General features: G+C 49.2%; 16 protein-coding genes. 9 read left to right on the top strand and 7 right to left on the bottom strand.

The window, feature by feature from the left end; all coding sequences use genetic code 11:
• Positions 1–34 precede the first annotated feature (34 nt).
• Complete coding sequence (locus tag B3355_RS03805; protein WP_292780296.1) at positions 35–502, bottom strand: winged helix-turn-helix transcriptional regulator; 468 nt, start codon at positions 500–502, stop codon at positions 35–37.
• A 107-nt stretch (positions 503–609) separates the two neighbouring features.
• On the opposite strand from B3355_RS03805, the gene B3355_RS03800 reads away from it, so the two are divergent.
• Both B3355_RS03800 and B3355_RS03795 read left to right on the top strand, forming a co-directional pair.
• The gene (locus tag B3355_RS03800; RefSeq protein ID WP_292780293.1) at positions 610–1,404 is read left to right on the top strand and encodes a beta-ketoacyl synthase N-terminal-like domain-containing protein; all 795 of its coding nucleotides are present in this window, start codon (positions 610–612) and stop codon (positions 1,402–1,404) included.
• On the top strand, positions 1,379–1,813 hold the full coding sequence (locus B3355_RS03795) for a hypothetical protein (RefSeq protein WP_292780351.1): 435 nt from the start codon (positions 1,379–1,381) through the stop codon (positions 1,811–1,813). The genes B3355_RS03800 and B3355_RS03795 overlap by 26 nt, the downstream gene beginning before the upstream one ends.
• Here B3355_RS03795 and B3355_RS03790 read toward each other — a convergent pair.
• Positions 1,810–2,154, bottom strand: a complete 345-nt coding sequence (locus tag B3355_RS03790) for a thioredoxin family protein (RefSeq protein WP_292780290.1) — start codon at positions 2,152–2,154, stop codon at positions 1,810–1,812. The two genes, B3355_RS03795 and B3355_RS03790, sit on opposite strands and share 4 nt — an antisense overlap.
• 144 nt (positions 2,155–2,298) lie before the next feature.
• Here B3355_RS03790 and B3355_RS03785 point away from each other — a divergent pair, with 144 nt between their 5' ends.
• On the top strand, positions 2,299–4,086 hold the full coding sequence (locus B3355_RS03785) for a monovalent cation:proton antiporter-2 (CPA2) family protein (RefSeq protein WP_292780287.1): 1,788 nt from the start codon (positions 2,299–2,301) through the stop codon (positions 4,084–4,086).
• 1 nt (position 4,087) lies between these two features.
• On the opposite strand, the gene B3355_RS03780 is transcribed toward B3355_RS03785, so the two are convergent.
• Positions 4,088–4,270, bottom strand: coding sequence for a LysR substrate-binding domain-containing protein (locus tag B3355_RS03780; RefSeq protein WP_292780284.1), 183 nt, complete (start codon positions 4,268–4,270; stop codon positions 4,088–4,090).
• The gene (locus B3355_RS03775) at positions 4,248–4,928 is read right to left on the bottom strand and encodes a LysR substrate-binding domain-containing protein (RefSeq protein WP_422655870.1); all 681 of its coding nucleotides are present in this window, start codon (positions 4,926–4,928) and stop codon (positions 4,248–4,250) included. The genes B3355_RS03780 and B3355_RS03775 overlap by 23 nt, the downstream gene beginning before the upstream one ends.
• A gap of 156 nt (positions 4,929–5,084) precedes the next feature.
• Here B3355_RS03775 and B3355_RS03770 point away from each other — a divergent pair, with 156 nt between their 5' ends.
• The 3 genes from B3355_RS03770 to B3355_RS03760 are packed head-to-tail and all read left to right on the top strand — an operon-like array spanning position 5,085 to position 7,264.
• The gene (locus B3355_RS03770; RefSeq protein ID WP_019880783.1) at positions 5,085–5,834 is read left to right on the top strand and encodes a glucose 1-dehydrogenase; all 750 of its coding nucleotides are present in this window, start codon (positions 5,085–5,087) and stop codon (positions 5,832–5,834) included.
• Between the two features lie 17 nt (positions 5,835–5,851).
• A complete protein-coding gene (locus B3355_RS03765) occupies positions 5,852–6,487 on the top strand; it encodes a glutathione binding-like protein (protein WP_292780277.1) in 636 nt (211 codons plus the stop codon).
• A gap of 3 nt (positions 6,488–6,490) precedes the next feature.
• A complete protein-coding gene (locus B3355_RS03760) occupies positions 6,491–7,264 on the top strand; it encodes an alpha/beta hydrolase (RefSeq protein WP_292780275.1) in 774 nt (257 codons plus the stop codon).
• Between the two features lie 271 nt (positions 7,265–7,535).
• Here B3355_RS03760 and gyrB read toward each other — a convergent pair whose 3' ends face one another.
• The 3 genes from gyrB to dnaA all read right to left on the bottom strand — a co-directional run bounded on the left by gyrB (position 7,536) and on the right by dnaA (position 12,793).
• A complete protein-coding gene (gyrB, locus tag B3355_RS03755; RefSeq protein WP_019880780.1) occupies positions 7,536–9,941 on the bottom strand; it encodes a DNA topoisomerase (ATP-hydrolyzing) subunit B in 2,406 nt (801 codons plus the stop codon).
• 70 nt (positions 9,942–10,011) lie between these two features.
• On the bottom strand, positions 10,012–11,115 hold the full coding sequence (dnaN, locus tag B3355_RS03750) for a DNA polymerase III subunit beta (protein ID WP_024930202.1): 1,104 nt from the start codon (positions 11,113–11,115) through the stop codon (positions 10,012–10,014).
• Positions 11,116–11,371: 256 nt separating this feature from the next.
• The gene (dnaA, locus tag B3355_RS03745) at positions 11,372–12,793 is read right to left on the bottom strand and encodes a chromosomal replication initiator protein DnaA (protein WP_292780271.1); all 1,422 of its coding nucleotides are present in this window, start codon (positions 12,791–12,793) and stop codon (positions 11,372–11,374) included.
• 325 nt (positions 12,794–13,118) lie between these two features.
• Here dnaA and rpmH point away from each other — a divergent pair, with 325 nt between their 5' ends.
• From rpmH to yidD, 3 genes are read left to right on the top strand one after another with little or no spacing between them, the layout of a single operon-like run.
• On the top strand, positions 13,119–13,253 hold the full coding sequence (gene rpmH, locus B3355_RS03740; RefSeq protein WP_018987191.1) for a 50S ribosomal protein L34: 135 nt from the start codon (positions 13,119–13,121) through the stop codon (positions 13,251–13,253).
• Positions 13,254–13,285: 32 nt separating this feature from the next.
• Positions 13,286–13,630: a ribonuclease P protein component gene (rnpA, locus tag B3355_RS03735; protein WP_024930200.1), complete on the top strand. Its 345-nt coding sequence runs from the start codon at positions 13,286–13,288 to the stop codon at positions 13,628–13,630.
• On the top strand, positions 13,630–13,848 hold the full coding sequence (gene yidD / locus B3355_RS03730) for a membrane protein insertion efficiency factor YidD (RefSeq protein ID WP_081624271.1): 219 nt from the start codon (positions 13,630–13,632) through the stop codon (positions 13,846–13,848). The genes rnpA and yidD overlap by 1 nt, the downstream gene beginning before the upstream one ends.
• The last annotated feature ends 2 nt before the right edge of the window (positions 13,849–13,850 follow it).

Here is a 13,850-nt window from a genome sequence, read left to right as displayed (position 1 = left end):
ACAAATATAGATTTAAATTAATTGGCGCCGATATTTAATGTATTAACGACTTTTCTAACTCTTCAGTTAGTCTGATAGTTTGATGCTGTTCAGCTGTAATCTCCAACTGCGTATTCTTATCCACCAACCCTATTTCCGCAGGCTTTCCAGTTTCAGTATCTATCAATAAAACATTGGGTCCTTCTTCAGCGTAGTATTTGTTGCCCCACTGCATAATGGTCAATAACACCGGCCTGAAATCTAGCCCTTTTTGGGTAATGACATATTCGTATCTTGGCGGTTTTTCACAATACATATTTCTTTCGAGCAAGCCTGATTCGACCAGCGCATTTAGACGTTTGGTGAGTGTGCTTGTGGCAATGCCCAAACTGGTTTGAAAGTCATCAAACTTGGTGACGCCCAACATGGCTTCGCGCAGAATTAATATGTTCCACCACTCCCCCACATGTTCGAGGCTTCTGGCAATTGGGCATGGCATATCGCCCAGGCTTTTGTTTTTCATCGGTGATCCGTGTATGTGAGTACAGTTACTTTTATATTGAAAGTTACTGTACTATAGTGACTTCAGTTACGAAAGTGACAGTATAAATAGTTACGCTTGAGGAAGATATGGAAAGAATTGTCATTACCGGTATGGGCATGGTTTCACCTTTGGGTTGTGGTGTCGAGCTTGTCTGGCAGCGCTTGCTGGCCGGGCAATCCGGTATCAAAAAACTGCCGGCAAATATTGCTGATTACCTGAATACCAAAATCGCGGGCATTGTGCCGGATAAGGCTGAAGATGCCGCTGGCGGCTTTGATGCCGAGGGTGTGATTGCGGCCAAGGAAATCAAAAAGATGGATAGGTTTATCCAGTTTGCCTTGGTGGCAGCGGAAGAAGCGATCAAGCAGGCGAAGTGGTTTCCCAGTAGTGAACGTGCCAAGGCTAGGACGGCAACGGTGATTGCTTCTGGTATTGGTGGCTTTCCGGCCATTACCAATGCGGTGCGCACCACGGATAACAAAGGCGTTTCACGGCTATCGCCTTTTACCGTACCTTCATTTTTGGTGAATCTGGCTGCAGGACATATTTCTATTCGCTATGGTTTTAAAGGTCCATTGGGTGCACCGGTGACGGCTTGTGCTGCTGGTGTGCAGGCGATTGGCGATGCGGCGCGCATGATACGCGCGAATGAGGCGGATATCGCCATTTGTGGCGGCGCTGAAGCTTGCGTGGATTTGGTGAGTTTGGGTGGTTTTGCGGCGGCCAAAGCACTTTCGGCTGGGTTTAATGAGCACCCGGAACAAGCCTCACGCCCATTTGATAGTCAACGTGATGGCTTTGTGATGGGCGAAGGCGCGGGNNGTCGGTTATGGCACCTCTGCCGATGCTTACCATATCACCGCCGGGCCAGAAGATGGTGATGGCGCCAAACGTGCGATGGAAGCGGCGATTGCGATGGCCGACATTTCGCCTGCGGATATACAACACCTGAATGCACATGCGACTTCTACACCAGTGGGTGATGCCTGCGAAATTGCGGCGATTAAATCGGTGTTTGGTGCTGACAACTCGGTGGCGATTGCGTCGACTAAATCGTCTACGGGGCATTTGCTAGGTGCAGCCGGTGGCATTGAAGCGATTTTTACCGCATTGGCCGTCAGGGACCAGATTTCGCCATTCACCTTAAATCTGACAGACACGGATGCACAGGCCGAAGGGCTCAACTTTGTAAAAAACAGGCCTCAAAAACTGCCAATTGATTATGCGATTAGTAATGGCTTTGGCTTTGGCGGCGTCAATGCCAGCGTGATTATCAAACACTTTAGCTAGATGCCATCGCCGCTGAAATCACGAGGCAATGACACGCTGCTTAAGGCGGCTTTTAATTCCGCAGCGTCAATTTGCCTGACCAGGCGCTGAATCTCGACGCCGTCTTGCATGAAGATTAATGTGGGCCATAGTTTCACGTGGAACGACCGACCCAGCCTGCGGCCTTTGCCGTCTTCAATTTTAAGATGGCGAATAGTTGGGAATTGGGCTATTTCAGCGGTGATGGTGGTTTGTGCTGCCTGGCAATAACCGCACCAGCTGGCGCCAAACTCGAGCATCGTAGCGCCTTTAAGGCTATTCACCTCGTCACGTGAAGGTTCTGTGGGAGTCAGTTTTTCCATCTTGACCGCTATCGTACTGCAATCTGTGCCGCCTGGCGCTTAAATTCCGCTTAAACTCAGAGTAAAGCAGAAACACGCATCGCTTCCATCGCCCAGACAAGTGTGATAGTTTCCCCTGCAAATAGCACTCTCACAAAGGCATGCATGAATACCTCCAGTTTTCTCGTCCAGGCAGCGATCTATCTGTCTGCCGCCATTATTTTAGTGCCCGTATTCAAGCGGCTAGGCTTGGGCTCGGTGCTAGGGTATTTGATTGCGGGCATTCTGATTGGGCCTTATGCCTTAAAACTGATTGCGGACCCCGAACATGTGCTGCACTTTGCCGAGTTTGGCGTGGTGCTGATGTTGTTCCTGATTGGCCTGGAGCTGGAATCGCAAAAAGTATGGGAGTTACGCAAGCTGCTATTTGGGCTGGGAGGCTTGCAAGTCACACTCACCATAGGCCTAGTCACCGTCATTGCACATAGCCTGCATTTTAGCTGGCCTGAAGCTCTGATTATCGGCATGGGTGTCGCCATGTCATCCACCGCCATTGGGCTGACCGCGCTGATTGAGAAAAAACAATTGCACACGGCTGGCGGCCAGGCTGCGTTTGCCACCTTGCTGTTTCAGGATTTATCGGTGATTCCGCTGTTTATGCTGCTGGCGTTTATTGCGCCCAACCATACGGGCTCCAGCGTTGACCTGTTGGCTGTGGCTAAGGCGGTTGCCGTGATCGTCGCCATTGTTCTGGCCAGCCGGACGGTGTTGCGCCCTATCATGCGCGTGATCGCGCAAACTGGTGTGCGCGAGATTTTTGTCGCTTTTTCATTATTGCTGGTGATTGGTATCTCGCTCGCCATGGAGTCGGTAGGCTTGTCGATGGCGTTGGGCACCTTTCTGGCCGGTGTGTTATTGGCCGATTCAGAATACCGCTATGAGCTGAGGCTGGATATTGAGCCGGTAAAAGGCTTGCTGCTCGGCCTGTTTTTTATTGCCGTGGGCATGACCGTCGATTTAGCGCTGGTTACCAACCAGCCATTGCTGATTTTTGGCGGCGCCTTACTGATTGTACTCACCAAACTATTGGTGCTGGTGGGCCTGGGCTGGCTGTTTAAATACCCACTGCGTGACAAGTTGTTGTTCGGCGCATCATTGTCGCAAATCGGCGAGTTCGCATTTGTGATTTTTGGCCTGGCGCTCGCGCAAGACTCTATTTCACGCGACACATACAACATCCTCAATGCCATGGTCGCCGTCTCCATGCTAACCACGCCGATACTGCTGTTGCTGTATGACGCGTTTGTAGGCCTGCAATGCAGTGAACGCCCCAAAGACTCCATCCCCGAAAATAACGCCGTCATCATTGCCGGTTTTGGCCGCTTTGGGCAAATCGTCGGCCGCGTACTCATGGCCAAAGGCATCACCCCTACCCTGATTGATAACGACCCTAACCAGGTTGATTTAACGCGGCAATTTGGCTGGCGTTGTTATTACGGCGATGCCTCCAGACTGGACTTGCTGGAAGAGGCAGGCATTGCCGAGGCAAAATTACTGGTGATTGCGGTTAATGACTCCCATGCGGCGTTAGAGATGGCGAGGCTGGTTAAAGAGCGCTGGCCGCAGGTAACGATTGTGGCCAGGGCCAGAAGCAGAACGGACGCGTTTGATTTACGTGAGCTGGATTTACATCCGATTCGGGAAACGTTTTACTCTTCGTTAGAAGCGGCTAAACAATCGCTGGTCGCTATTGGTGAAACCGCCAGTGCAGCGGCCAAAATCATCAAGCAATTTGAAAAACACGACCAGGAACAACTGGAAGCCACACTTAAAATCAGGCATGACAGAAAAGCCTTATCCAGCGTCATGGAACAGGGTCGCCAGGATCTGAAAACCTTGCTGGAAATGGAAAGCACCAGTGCCGAAAAAAATGAGGCGCAGGCAGCGCCTTGATTCAGCGTACGTTCTGTAGCAAGCTACATTCAGAAAATAACTCGGCCACCCACTCAATAAACGCCCTCACCTTGGAGGAAAGGTGCCGGTTTTGTGGGTACAGCGCATTGATAGGCAAGCTGCCAGCTGGGTAATCCTTCAATACCTTTTCTAACTTACCGTCACTTAAATAGCCTTGCACCATAAANNTTATTAATGGCCAGTTTGCGTATGGTAGGGATTTCTTGCTCTACGCCATTTTGCTGAAGGATGAAGTTGCGCACTTTGCCGGTTTTGGATGAAAAGAAGTGCACAGCCTGGTGACGTTGCAGGTCGTCCGGGGTTTGTGGTGTGCCGTAGGTTTTTAAATACTCTGGCGAGGCTACCAGCAAAAACTGCATGGTGCCAACACGGCGGGCGACCAAGCTGGAATCGAGCAGATTGCCGATGCGGATCACACAATCAACGCCCTCTTCCAGCAAATCAATCGGCCTGTCATCACAGCCGATCTCCAGTTGTATTTCCGGGTAACGTTTAAAAAAATCCGGCAGCGACGGAATAATCACTAACCTCCCCAACGGGGTAGGAACATCTACCCGTAACCGCCCTTTGGCACTGACCGTGGCCTGGTTAAGAGAGGCTTCGGTTTCTTCGAGCTCGTTTAATAGCCGAATCGCCCTTTCGTAATAGGCGGCGCCATCGGTGGTGACGCTGATACGCCGGGTAGTGCGGTGCAGCAGTTTGACGCGCAGGCGTTTCTCCAGCGCCAGCACCTGCGCCGAGACCGTGGTCTTGGGCAGATTAAGCGACAGCGCAGCTTTAGTGAAGCTCTCGAGTTCTACCACTCGCGTGAACGCCAGCATGGTGTCAAAGCGGTCCATACACTTCCTTGTTGATCTTGATTGTCCAATAAATTAGCACAGTGATTGCATATTTAGCTTATTTATCTGTGATTTTTATTTATTTATAGTGGTCACCAGATTTAAACAACTTCATTACTTTTTATTTAGGAGATTTTTATGAGCAAGAAACTTGAAGGTAAAGTGGCCGTGGTCACTGGTGCATCCAAAGGCATAGGCGCTGAAATTGCCAAACGTTTTGCACGGGATGGCGCGGCAGTGGTCGTTAATTATTTATCCAGCAAAGCAGGTGCAGATAAAGTAGTGGCCGAGATTACCCAGGCCGGTGGCAAGGCGGTTGCCGTGGGTGGCAGTGTGAGCGAGGCGGCCGAGGCGCAAGCCATTATTGAAGCAGCCATCAGCAACTTTGGCAAACTGGATATTTTGGTCAACAACTCCGGTATCTACGAATTTGCCACCATTGAAGAAATTACTCCTGAACATTTCCACAAACAGTTCAACATCAACGTGCTGGGCTTGTTGCTCACGACGCAAGCCGCGGTCAAATACTTGCCTGAGGGCGGCAGCATTATCAACATCGGCTCAGTGGTCAGCCGCTTAACGCCTCCAGGTGCTGCTGTATACACCGCCACCAAAGGCGCAGTGGATGCGATTACTGGCTCATTATCTAAAGAACTGGGCCCACGCAAAATTCGCGTCAATGCCTTGAACCCGGGCCTGGTAGCAACAGAAGGCACACAAACCGCTGGTGTGATTGGCTCAGAGATGGAGAGCGGCTATGTAGCACAAACACCACTGGGGCGCACTGGCCAGCCGAATGATATTGCATCAGTGGCAGCCTTTTTAGCCTCTGAAGATTCCTACTGGCTGACTGGCGAGCAACTGTTGGTAGGCGGTGGCTTGCGTTAATTTTAGAGAGTAAATAAATGATCAACTTATATACATGGGCAACGCCGAATGGTCGAAAAATCTCCATCCTGCTGGAGGAGTTAGGACTCGACTATGCGGTGAGCCCGGTTGATCTGGGCAAGCTGGAGCAGTTTTCTGCCCATTTCAGCGCGATTTCGCCCAACAACAAGATTCCGGCCATTATCGATACTGAACCAGATCGCGACCCGGTCGTGATTTTTGAGAGCGGCGCTATTCTGACTTACCTGGCGGAGAAAAGCGGCCAGTTTCTGGCACCTCATGGACAAGCACGCTATAGCGCTATGGAATGGTTGCACTGGCAAACCAGTGCGCTGGGGCCAATGTTAGGACAGCTTGGTTTTTTCGCAGTGAGAAGCCAAGAGAAATCACCATTAGCCATTGCGCGATTTACCGAAGAAGTGGAGAGATTGCTCACCGTGATGGAAAAGCAGTTAACAAGCAATGCTTATCTGGCAGGTGAAGAGTATTCAATCGCTGACATTGCCTGCTACCCTTGGGTGCAAGCGGCTACGGTCTATTTCAAAGAAGCTTTAAATGGCTCGTTTGACACTAAACCAGCGTTGCAACGCTGGTTAAAAACGGTGGGCGAACGCCCTGCGGTTAAGCGAGGCATGGCGGTGCCAACACTTTAAGCCATGTGGACAACAACTTTTGAATACTCGGCCAGTGCAACACCAATTACTTTGCAGGTGTTTGGCAAAGGCGATGCTAAACGCAAACAACCCGTCCTGATTTATTTTCATGGCGGGTTGTTTAACTGCGGCAGTATTGAAACCGCTTATGACATCGCCCACGCGCTCTCTGAGCACATGGTGGTGGTGTGTGTCGCCTATCCTTTGGCGCCGGCCATGCAGTTTCCTGACACGATAGAAGTCGCCTACGCAGCGCTGGCGTGGGTCAGTGCGCACGCGAAAACAATAGGCGCGGACACCAAAAGGATCTTTGTTGCCGGGGAGCAAGCGGGGGGCAATCTGGCCGCAGTCGTCGCCATGCTGTTTCGTGACCGCGGATTAACTTGCCGTAATCAATGCAGCCTGCAGGGACAAATATTGATCAACCCCATGCTGGATGCACTGCAAACGTCAAAATCACTGGCAGCTGTGGCAGATAGCCCGTGTCGCCGGGCGTGGGCGGATTATACGCAGGTGGCCAGCAATGCCTTGCATCCGTATGTGTCGCCGGTCAATTCCTGTCGACTGGCCGGACTGGTACCCGCCATGATCATCAACAGTGACACCAACCCGCTCAGGGATGAAGCCGAAGCCTATGCCACAAAACTGGTGCTCGCTGGCGTGCCAGTGCAAGTACAAAGACTGGAAGATAATGCTTTGAACTTAAGTAACAGCCAGCATCCTGCTTTTCACACACTCTGCCAGTTAATCAGGCAGTTTATCGGGCCCACCGCATAAATTGCCTGCTGGCTCAGTGATAATTCATCCTGTCGAGCGCCAGGGCCGGCTATTTATCTGTCGTAGATGCAACAGAAAGTGCTAGCAAGGCCGCCTAGCGCACGAATAGGCTGCTCCCCACCCCAAGGTATGTCCTGGGAAGTATTTTGAGCGCAGGCGCGCCGATAGTGATATCAGCCAATCATCCGGCAACGCTAAAAATCAAACGAATGGCAGAATAATAAAAAAGCGCCCTCAGGCGCTTTTTTAATTCAGATGAAAACGAATTTCCTTAGACATCCAGTGAGCTAACGCTAAGCGCATTGCTTTCGATAAACGCACGACGTGGTTCCACATTGTCGCCCATCAGTGTCGTGAAGATTTCATCGGCACCGATAGCATCTTCAATTTGCACTTTGAGCAGGCGGCGTACGGTTGGGTCCATGGTGGTTTCCCACAATTGTTCCGGGTTCATCTCGCCCAAGCCTTTATAACGCTGAATATTCAGGTTATGTTTGGCTTCGCCCAGCAACCAGTCCAGCGCTTGTTTGAAAGTACTGACTTTTTGCTCTTTCTCACCACGCTTGATCAATGCGCCCTCGCCTAACAGGTTGTTGACCATGTTTGAGGTACGGTTGATCTGGCGGAAATCGCCACTATTCAGGAACTCGGCATCGATCACGCAGCTTTGCAGGTTACCGTGCACGTATTTGTTTACTTCCAGGCGATAAGCGCTGGTTTCAGTATCTTGCGCCACAATGACTTCCGAGCCGACGGCACCCAGGATAGGACGCAATTTTTCAGCTGCAGTATTGGCCGCAGATTCCGTACTCAAATCCAGGTCACCTAAATCCTGAATCGCGCGCAACACGCTTTCATCGTAAAGGTTGGCGATACGGCGGATCACCGCTTCTGTCAGCACCATTTGTTTGGCGATACTGGTCAGGGCGTCATCTTTCAGAATGTCGCCACCGTCTTTTGTCACCAGCACGGCATCACGCAGGGCTGAGTTAAGCAGGTATTCATCCAGCTCGTGCTCATCTTTGAGGTAACGCTCGTCACGGCCTTGTTTGACTTTGTATAACGGTGGTTGCGCAATGTAGATATGGCCGTTTTCAACCAGCTCAGGCATTTGACGATAGAAGAAAGTCAGCAACAAGGTACGAATGTGCGCACCATCCACGTCCGCATCGGTCATGATGATGATGCGGTGATAGCGCAATTTTTCCAGGTTGAAGTCATCTTTACCGATGCCCGTACCCATGGCAGTAATCAGCGTGGCGATTTCCTGTGAGCCCAGCAGTTTGTCAAAACGCGCTTTTTCTACGTTTAAGATCTTACCTTTGAGCGGCAGAATCGCCTGGAATTTACGGTCACGACCTTGTTTGGCTGAACCACCTGCAGAGTCACCCTCGACCAGGTAGAGTTCGCTCAAGGCTGGATTTTTTTCCTGGCAATCAGCCAGCTTGCCTGGCAAGCCCATAGTATCCATCACACCTTTACGGCGGGTGATTTCACGCGCCTTACGCGCCGCTTCGCGCGCACGCGCTGCTTCTACAATCTTACCGCAAACAATTTTGGCATCGACCGGGTTTTCTTCCAGGAACTCTGCCAGTTTGGCTGCCACAATCTCGGAGACCACTGGCTGCACTTCGCTGGACACCAGTTTGTCTTTGGTTTGTGATGAGAATTTAGGATCTGGCACTTTGACTGACAGCACGCAGGTAATCCCTTCGCGCATATCGTCACCGGTGGTTTCGACTTTGGCTTTTTTAGCGAATTCGTTTTGTTCGATATATTGATTCAGCGTGCGCGTCATCGCGGTACGCAAACCGGTCAAATGGGTACCGCCATCGCGTTGCGGAATGTTGTTAGTAAAACACTGTACAGTTTCAGAGTAGCTATCGTTCCATTGCATCGCTACTTCAACCGTCATATTGTCTTTTTCGCTGATGGCATAAAACACTTTTGGGTGCAGCACCGTTTTAGTACGGTTCATGTACTCCACAAAGCCTTTGATACCGCCGCTAAAAGCGAAGTTTTCAGATTTGCCTGTGCGTTGGTCGATCAACTCGATCTTCACGCCATTGTTCAGGAAAGACAGTTCACGGATACGCTTGGCCAGAATTTCAAAGTGATATTCAACCAGGGTAAATGTTTCAACCGATGCCAGAAAATGGACTTCTGTGCCCTTTTTTTCAGTTGTGCCAGTGATGGCTAATGGCGCTTGTGCCACACCACGATGAAACTCCATCTGATGCACTTGGCCCTTGCGGTAAATTTTCAGTCTCAGCCAGTCAGACAAGGCGTTCACCACAGACACACCCACACCGTGCAAACCACCAGACACTTTGTAAGAGTTCTGGTCAAACTTGCCGCCCGCATGCAACTCTGTCATCACAATTTCAGCGGCCGAGCGTTTGGGTTCGTGTTTGTCGTCGTCTTTAATATCGGTTGGAATACCACGGCCGTTATCAGAAATACTGATGGAATTATCCGGATGGATAATCACTTTAATATCGTCACAGTGGCCTGCCAGTGCTTCGTCAATCGCATTATCGAGCACTTCGAATACCATATGGTGCAAACCGGAACCATCTGACGTGTCACCAATGTACATGCCTGGACGTTTACGTACAGCGTCCAAACCTTCCAAAATCTTGATACTGTCTGAGTTATATTCTTGTGGCTGTGCCATAACAAAAGTTTCTTTAATTGAGATTTAAAAGTCACTGCAGCGTGTTTCACGTGAAACACGGGTGCAGGCATTATATGCGCATTGGCATCACAACGTATTTATAGTTGCTATCGCTGGCAGCGGTGATCAGGCAACTGCTATTGGCGTCGGCAAAAGCAAACTCAATTTGCTCATCACTCAGGTTATTCAGCACATCAATCAGATAAGTGACATTAAAGCCAATATCCAGCGCTACCTGGCTGTAATCAATTTCCAGTTCTTCTTCCGCTTCTTCTTGCTCGGTGTTGGTGCTAATCAGCTTGAGCAAGCCTTGCGTGATGACCATGCGAATACTGCGGTATTTTTCGTTAGACAAAATCGAAGCACGTTGCAAAGCACTCAAAATCGCTACGCGGTTCACCATAAAGGTATTTTGATGGCCGGTTGGAATCACGCGGTTGTAATCGGGGAACTTGCCGTCGATCACTTTGCTGATCAGTTGAATATCACCAAACTCAAAACTAACCTGGCCATTGAGTAAATCAATGACGACTGGTGCTTCAGATTGTTCATCCAGTAACTTGGTCAGCTCCAGCACGGTTTTACGCGGCAAGATGACTTCCGTTTTTTCAAAACTTTGATCCAGCGTGGTGTTGGTATAGCTCAAACGATGGCCATCAGTGCCCACAACATGCAACTGGTTACCATTCACTTCGAGCAACAAACCGTTCAGATAATAACGGATATCTTGCTGTGCCATAGCAAACTCAACCTGTTTCAACAGGCGCTTGAGCTCTGACTGCGCCAGGCTGAAACTAATGTTCTGGCCGCTGGCTTTACTCATCAAAGGATAATCAGCCGCTGGCAAGGTTTGCAAGTTAAAACGGCTCTTGCCTGCCTTGAGCGTAATGCGGTTGTCCTGGTTGTTCATTTCAATAGACGAGCTATCTGGCAATGAGCGACAAATATCCAGCAATTTTTTTGCAGAGATGGTGGTACTCAATTCACCTTCTACCCCGCCATTGACTCTCAGCGAAATCTGCATTTCCAGATCGGTGGCTGTCAGATGCATTTCTTGCTGCTTGATGTTCACCAGCAGATTAGAAAGGATAGGCAGTGTATGTCTGCGCTCTACGATGCCAGTGACACTATTGAGGGGTTTAAGCAGTACCTCACGGTTTATTTTGATTTGCATGGCCTGACCTGATTAATAACTTTATTTCAATATATAAAAGATAAGACTAATAGTAATGTACGACTTTTTTGTGGGTAACTCTAAAAATTAATTTAATTCAAAGACTTACAAACATTTTAGCTTGTGCATAAATTGCGTTTTAAACATGCATTATTTGTGGCTGATATTGTAAACTGATTTTATCCTGTCTATACGCAATATTTAAACACACGTCATTCTCAACTTATCCACAGCTTATCTTGTTAAAATTTTTTCTCTAATCACGAATGACTTGCGTCAGCAAACCAATATCGCGCGCTAACGTTTGGTCATTTAAGCGTAATTGTTCAATTTCTTCACAGGCATGCATCACGGTGGTGTGGTGACGTCCGCCAAAAGCTTCACCGATTTCCGGGAAACTGTGATTGGTCAGTTCACGTGCCAGTGACATCGCAACCTGGCGCGGTCTGGCGACATTACGTGAACGTTTTTTACTAAACATATCGCTGACTTTAATCTTATAGTAGTCAGCGACTGTTTTCTGGATGTTTTCAATGGTGATCTGGCGTCCACGTACGGCGATCAGGTCGCGTAAGGCATCTTTAGCCAGATGCACATCAATGGCATGGCCGGTGAAATTGGCCATGGCAATAATACGGTTTAGTGCGCCTTCAAGCTCACGCACGCTGGAGCGAATCTGCTTGGCCACGAAGAAAGCCACATCTTCATGCAGGTTGATTTTGAGGTTTTCAGCTTTTTTGCGCAAAATCGCGACGCGCATTTCCAGTTCTGGTGGTTCAACTGCTACAGTCAGGCCCCAGCTAAAACGCGTACGCAGGCGTTCATCCATGTCTACGATCTCTTTGGGATACGTATCGCAAGTGATGACGATTTGTTTTTTCTCTTCGATTAAGGAGTTAAAGGCGTAGAAAAACTCTTCTTGGGTGCGGGTTTTTTTAGCAAAGAACTGAATATCATCAATCAATAATAAATCGAGCGAGTGATATTGCTGCTTGAACTCGTCAAAGGCCTTGTTTTCGTAAGCTTTCACCACGTCAGACACATAACGCTCAGCGTGCAGGTAGCGTATATTGGCTTCTGGCTTGGCTTTTTTCAGCTCATTGCCAATCGCCTGCAACAAATGGGTTTTGCCCAAGCCCACGCCACCATAAATAAATAAGGGGTTATACGCCTGGCCAGGATTGCCTGCTACTTGAATGGCTGCAGCACGTGCTAACTGGTTGGCGCGACCGGTGACATAGTTATCAAACAGGAAGCTGTCATTGAGGCCACTGCTTTTCTCTGACTTGAGATGTTTGGCCGGGGCGCGGTTACTCACCGGTTTTTTATCAATGACTCTGGCTGTGTGTTGTTGTGCGGCTGCTGCAACCACCGCTTCTACTGGTGATTGCGCAGATGGCGCAGTTTTTATTGGCGCTGCGCTAGGTGCGGGCGCGGCCTGCTCAGACGTATCTACGATGAGTTCAACGACTGCGCTGGGGGATAATTCGGTCGCAATGGTGGCAATGCGGGTGAAAAATTTGCTTTTTACCCACTGCATGACAAATTTATTAGGCGCGACAATCTGCACCGCCTCGCCATTGACGCGTGCTTTCAGGGGTTTAATCCAGGTATTGTATTGTTGTGCCGAAAGTTCTTTTTCGAACTTGAGCAAACAATAGGCCCAAAAATTTTCCATTGCTCCAGTGCTTTTTAAAAGTGTCAGCAAAAAGCCAGCCTGTTTCCGTGTTTCAGGCGCTGTTTGCGTTTATTCGTTATAATTGCCGGGAAGAGTGGCAGAAGACGTGGTCTTGATGGTGATTGTCACCTTGACCTGTTGCAGACATTCTAAACGTTTTAACCTGAGTTATCCACAGCCACGACCTATAAAAAAATAAAAAAAATCATTGACATAAGGTCGCGATTTGCTGTTTAATTAAGGGTTTTTGAAATCGGCAAATATTCACTGTTAAATCAGCGTTGCCGGATTAGAGTTTAATTGCCAATTTGGCAGGAGTTTAATAATGAAACGTACCTATCAACCATCCAAAACCCGTCGTGCACGTACCCATGGCTTTCTGGTACGCATGAAAACCAAAGGTGGCCGTGCAGTGATTGCTGCTCGTCGCGCTAAAGGTCGTAAACGTCTGGGTCTGTAATCCCTGACGATGCATTGCTTGAAACTCAATGCATGACATTGTACAAGCTAAAAAAAACGGATGAATTTTCATCCGTTTTTAGTTTCAGGAAACGGTTTTATGGTGAGTGGCTGTTTGCCAACATCATGCCTAACCAGCAAGACCATCATCGCTACGGTTTGGTCGTGTCGAAAAAAGTCGCCAAACTGGCGGTTAAGCGTAACTATATGAAGCGTGTCTTGCGCGAGTTATTGCGCGCACAAACCTCTCCAGTAGCCAGTGGTTTTGATGTGGTGCTGCAAGTGCGCAAGGCTTTTCAACACGAAGATTTTCCGGCCATACAACGTGATTTGTCACAATTGCTGGCTAGACTGAAAAAAACTGCACCTGTTTCCTAATGACGCTGATGAAAACGATACTGATTACATTAGTAAAATGTTACCAGTGGGGGTTAAGCCCCTGGCTGGGGCGTCAGTGTCGTTTTCATCCAACCTGTTCACACTACGCCATTGAGGCGCTGCAACGCTATGGTGCCTGGCATGGTAGCCTGTTGGCCTTGCGCCGCATTGGTCGCTGTCATCCGTGGCATCCGGGTGGTGTGGATCCCCTTCCCTGACT

It is taken from the genome of Methylophilus sp. UBA6697 (assembly GCF_002454655.1).
Taxonomy (GTDB): domain Bacteria; phylum Pseudomonadota; class Gammaproteobacteria; order Burkholderiales; family Methylophilaceae; genus Methylophilus.
Note: the sequence above shows the minus strand (reverse complement) of the source record. Positions and strands in the feature narration are given on the sequence as shown.

What these genes read in the sequence shown, in the direction of transcription:
- B3355_RS03780 (WP_292780284.1), bottom strand. Translation starts at nt 4,270, where the DNA reads ATGGTGCAAGGCTATTTAAGTGACGGTAAGTTAGAAAAGGTATTGAAG.
- B3355_RS03770 (WP_019880783.1), top strand. Translation starts at nt 5,085, where the DNA reads ATGAGCAAGAAACTTGAAGGTAAAGTGGCCGTGGTCACTGGTGCATCC.
- B3355_RS03790 (WP_292780290.1), bottom strand. Translation starts at nt 2,154, where the DNA reads ATGGAAAAACTGACTCCCACAGAACCTTCACGTGACGAGGTGAATAGC.
- rnpA (WP_024930200.1), top strand. Translation starts at nt 13,286, where the DNA reads ATGACATTGTACAAGCTAAAAAAAACGGATGAATTTTCATCCGTTTTT.
- yidD (WP_081624271.1), top strand. Translation starts at nt 13,630, where the DNA reads ATGACGCTGATGAAAACGATACTGATTACATTAGTAAAATGTTACCAG.
- dnaN (WP_024930202.1), bottom strand. Translation starts at nt 11,115, where the DNA reads ATGCAAATCAAAATAAACCGTGAGGTACTGCTTAAACCCCTCAATAGT.
- B3355_RS03760 (WP_292780275.1), top strand. Translation starts at nt 6,491, where the DNA reads ATGTGGACAACAACTTTTGAATACTCGGCCAGTGCAACACCAATTACT.
- dnaA (WP_292780271.1), bottom strand. Translation starts at nt 12,793, where the DNA reads ATGGAAAATTTTTGGGCCTATTGTTTGCTCAAGTTCGAAAAAGAACTT.
- rpmH (WP_018987191.1), top strand. Translation starts at nt 13,119, where the DNA reads ATGAAACGTACCTATCAACCATCCAAAACCCGTCGTGCACGTACCCAT.
- B3355_RS03805 (WP_292780296.1), bottom strand. Translation starts at nt 502, where the DNA reads ATGAAAAACAAAAGCCTGGGCGATATGCCATGCCCAATTGCCAGAAGC.
- B3355_RS03765 (WP_292780277.1), top strand. Translation starts at nt 5,852, where the DNA reads ATGATCAACTTATATACATGGGCAACGCCGAATGGTCGAAAAATCTCC.
- gyrB (WP_019880780.1), bottom strand. Translation starts at nt 9,941, where the DNA reads ATGGCACAGCCACAAGAATATAACTCAGACAGTATCAAGATTTTGGAA.
- B3355_RS03785 (WP_292780287.1), top strand. Translation starts at nt 2,299, where the DNA reads ATGAATACCTCCAGTTTTCTCGTCCAGGCAGCGATCTATCTGTCTGCC.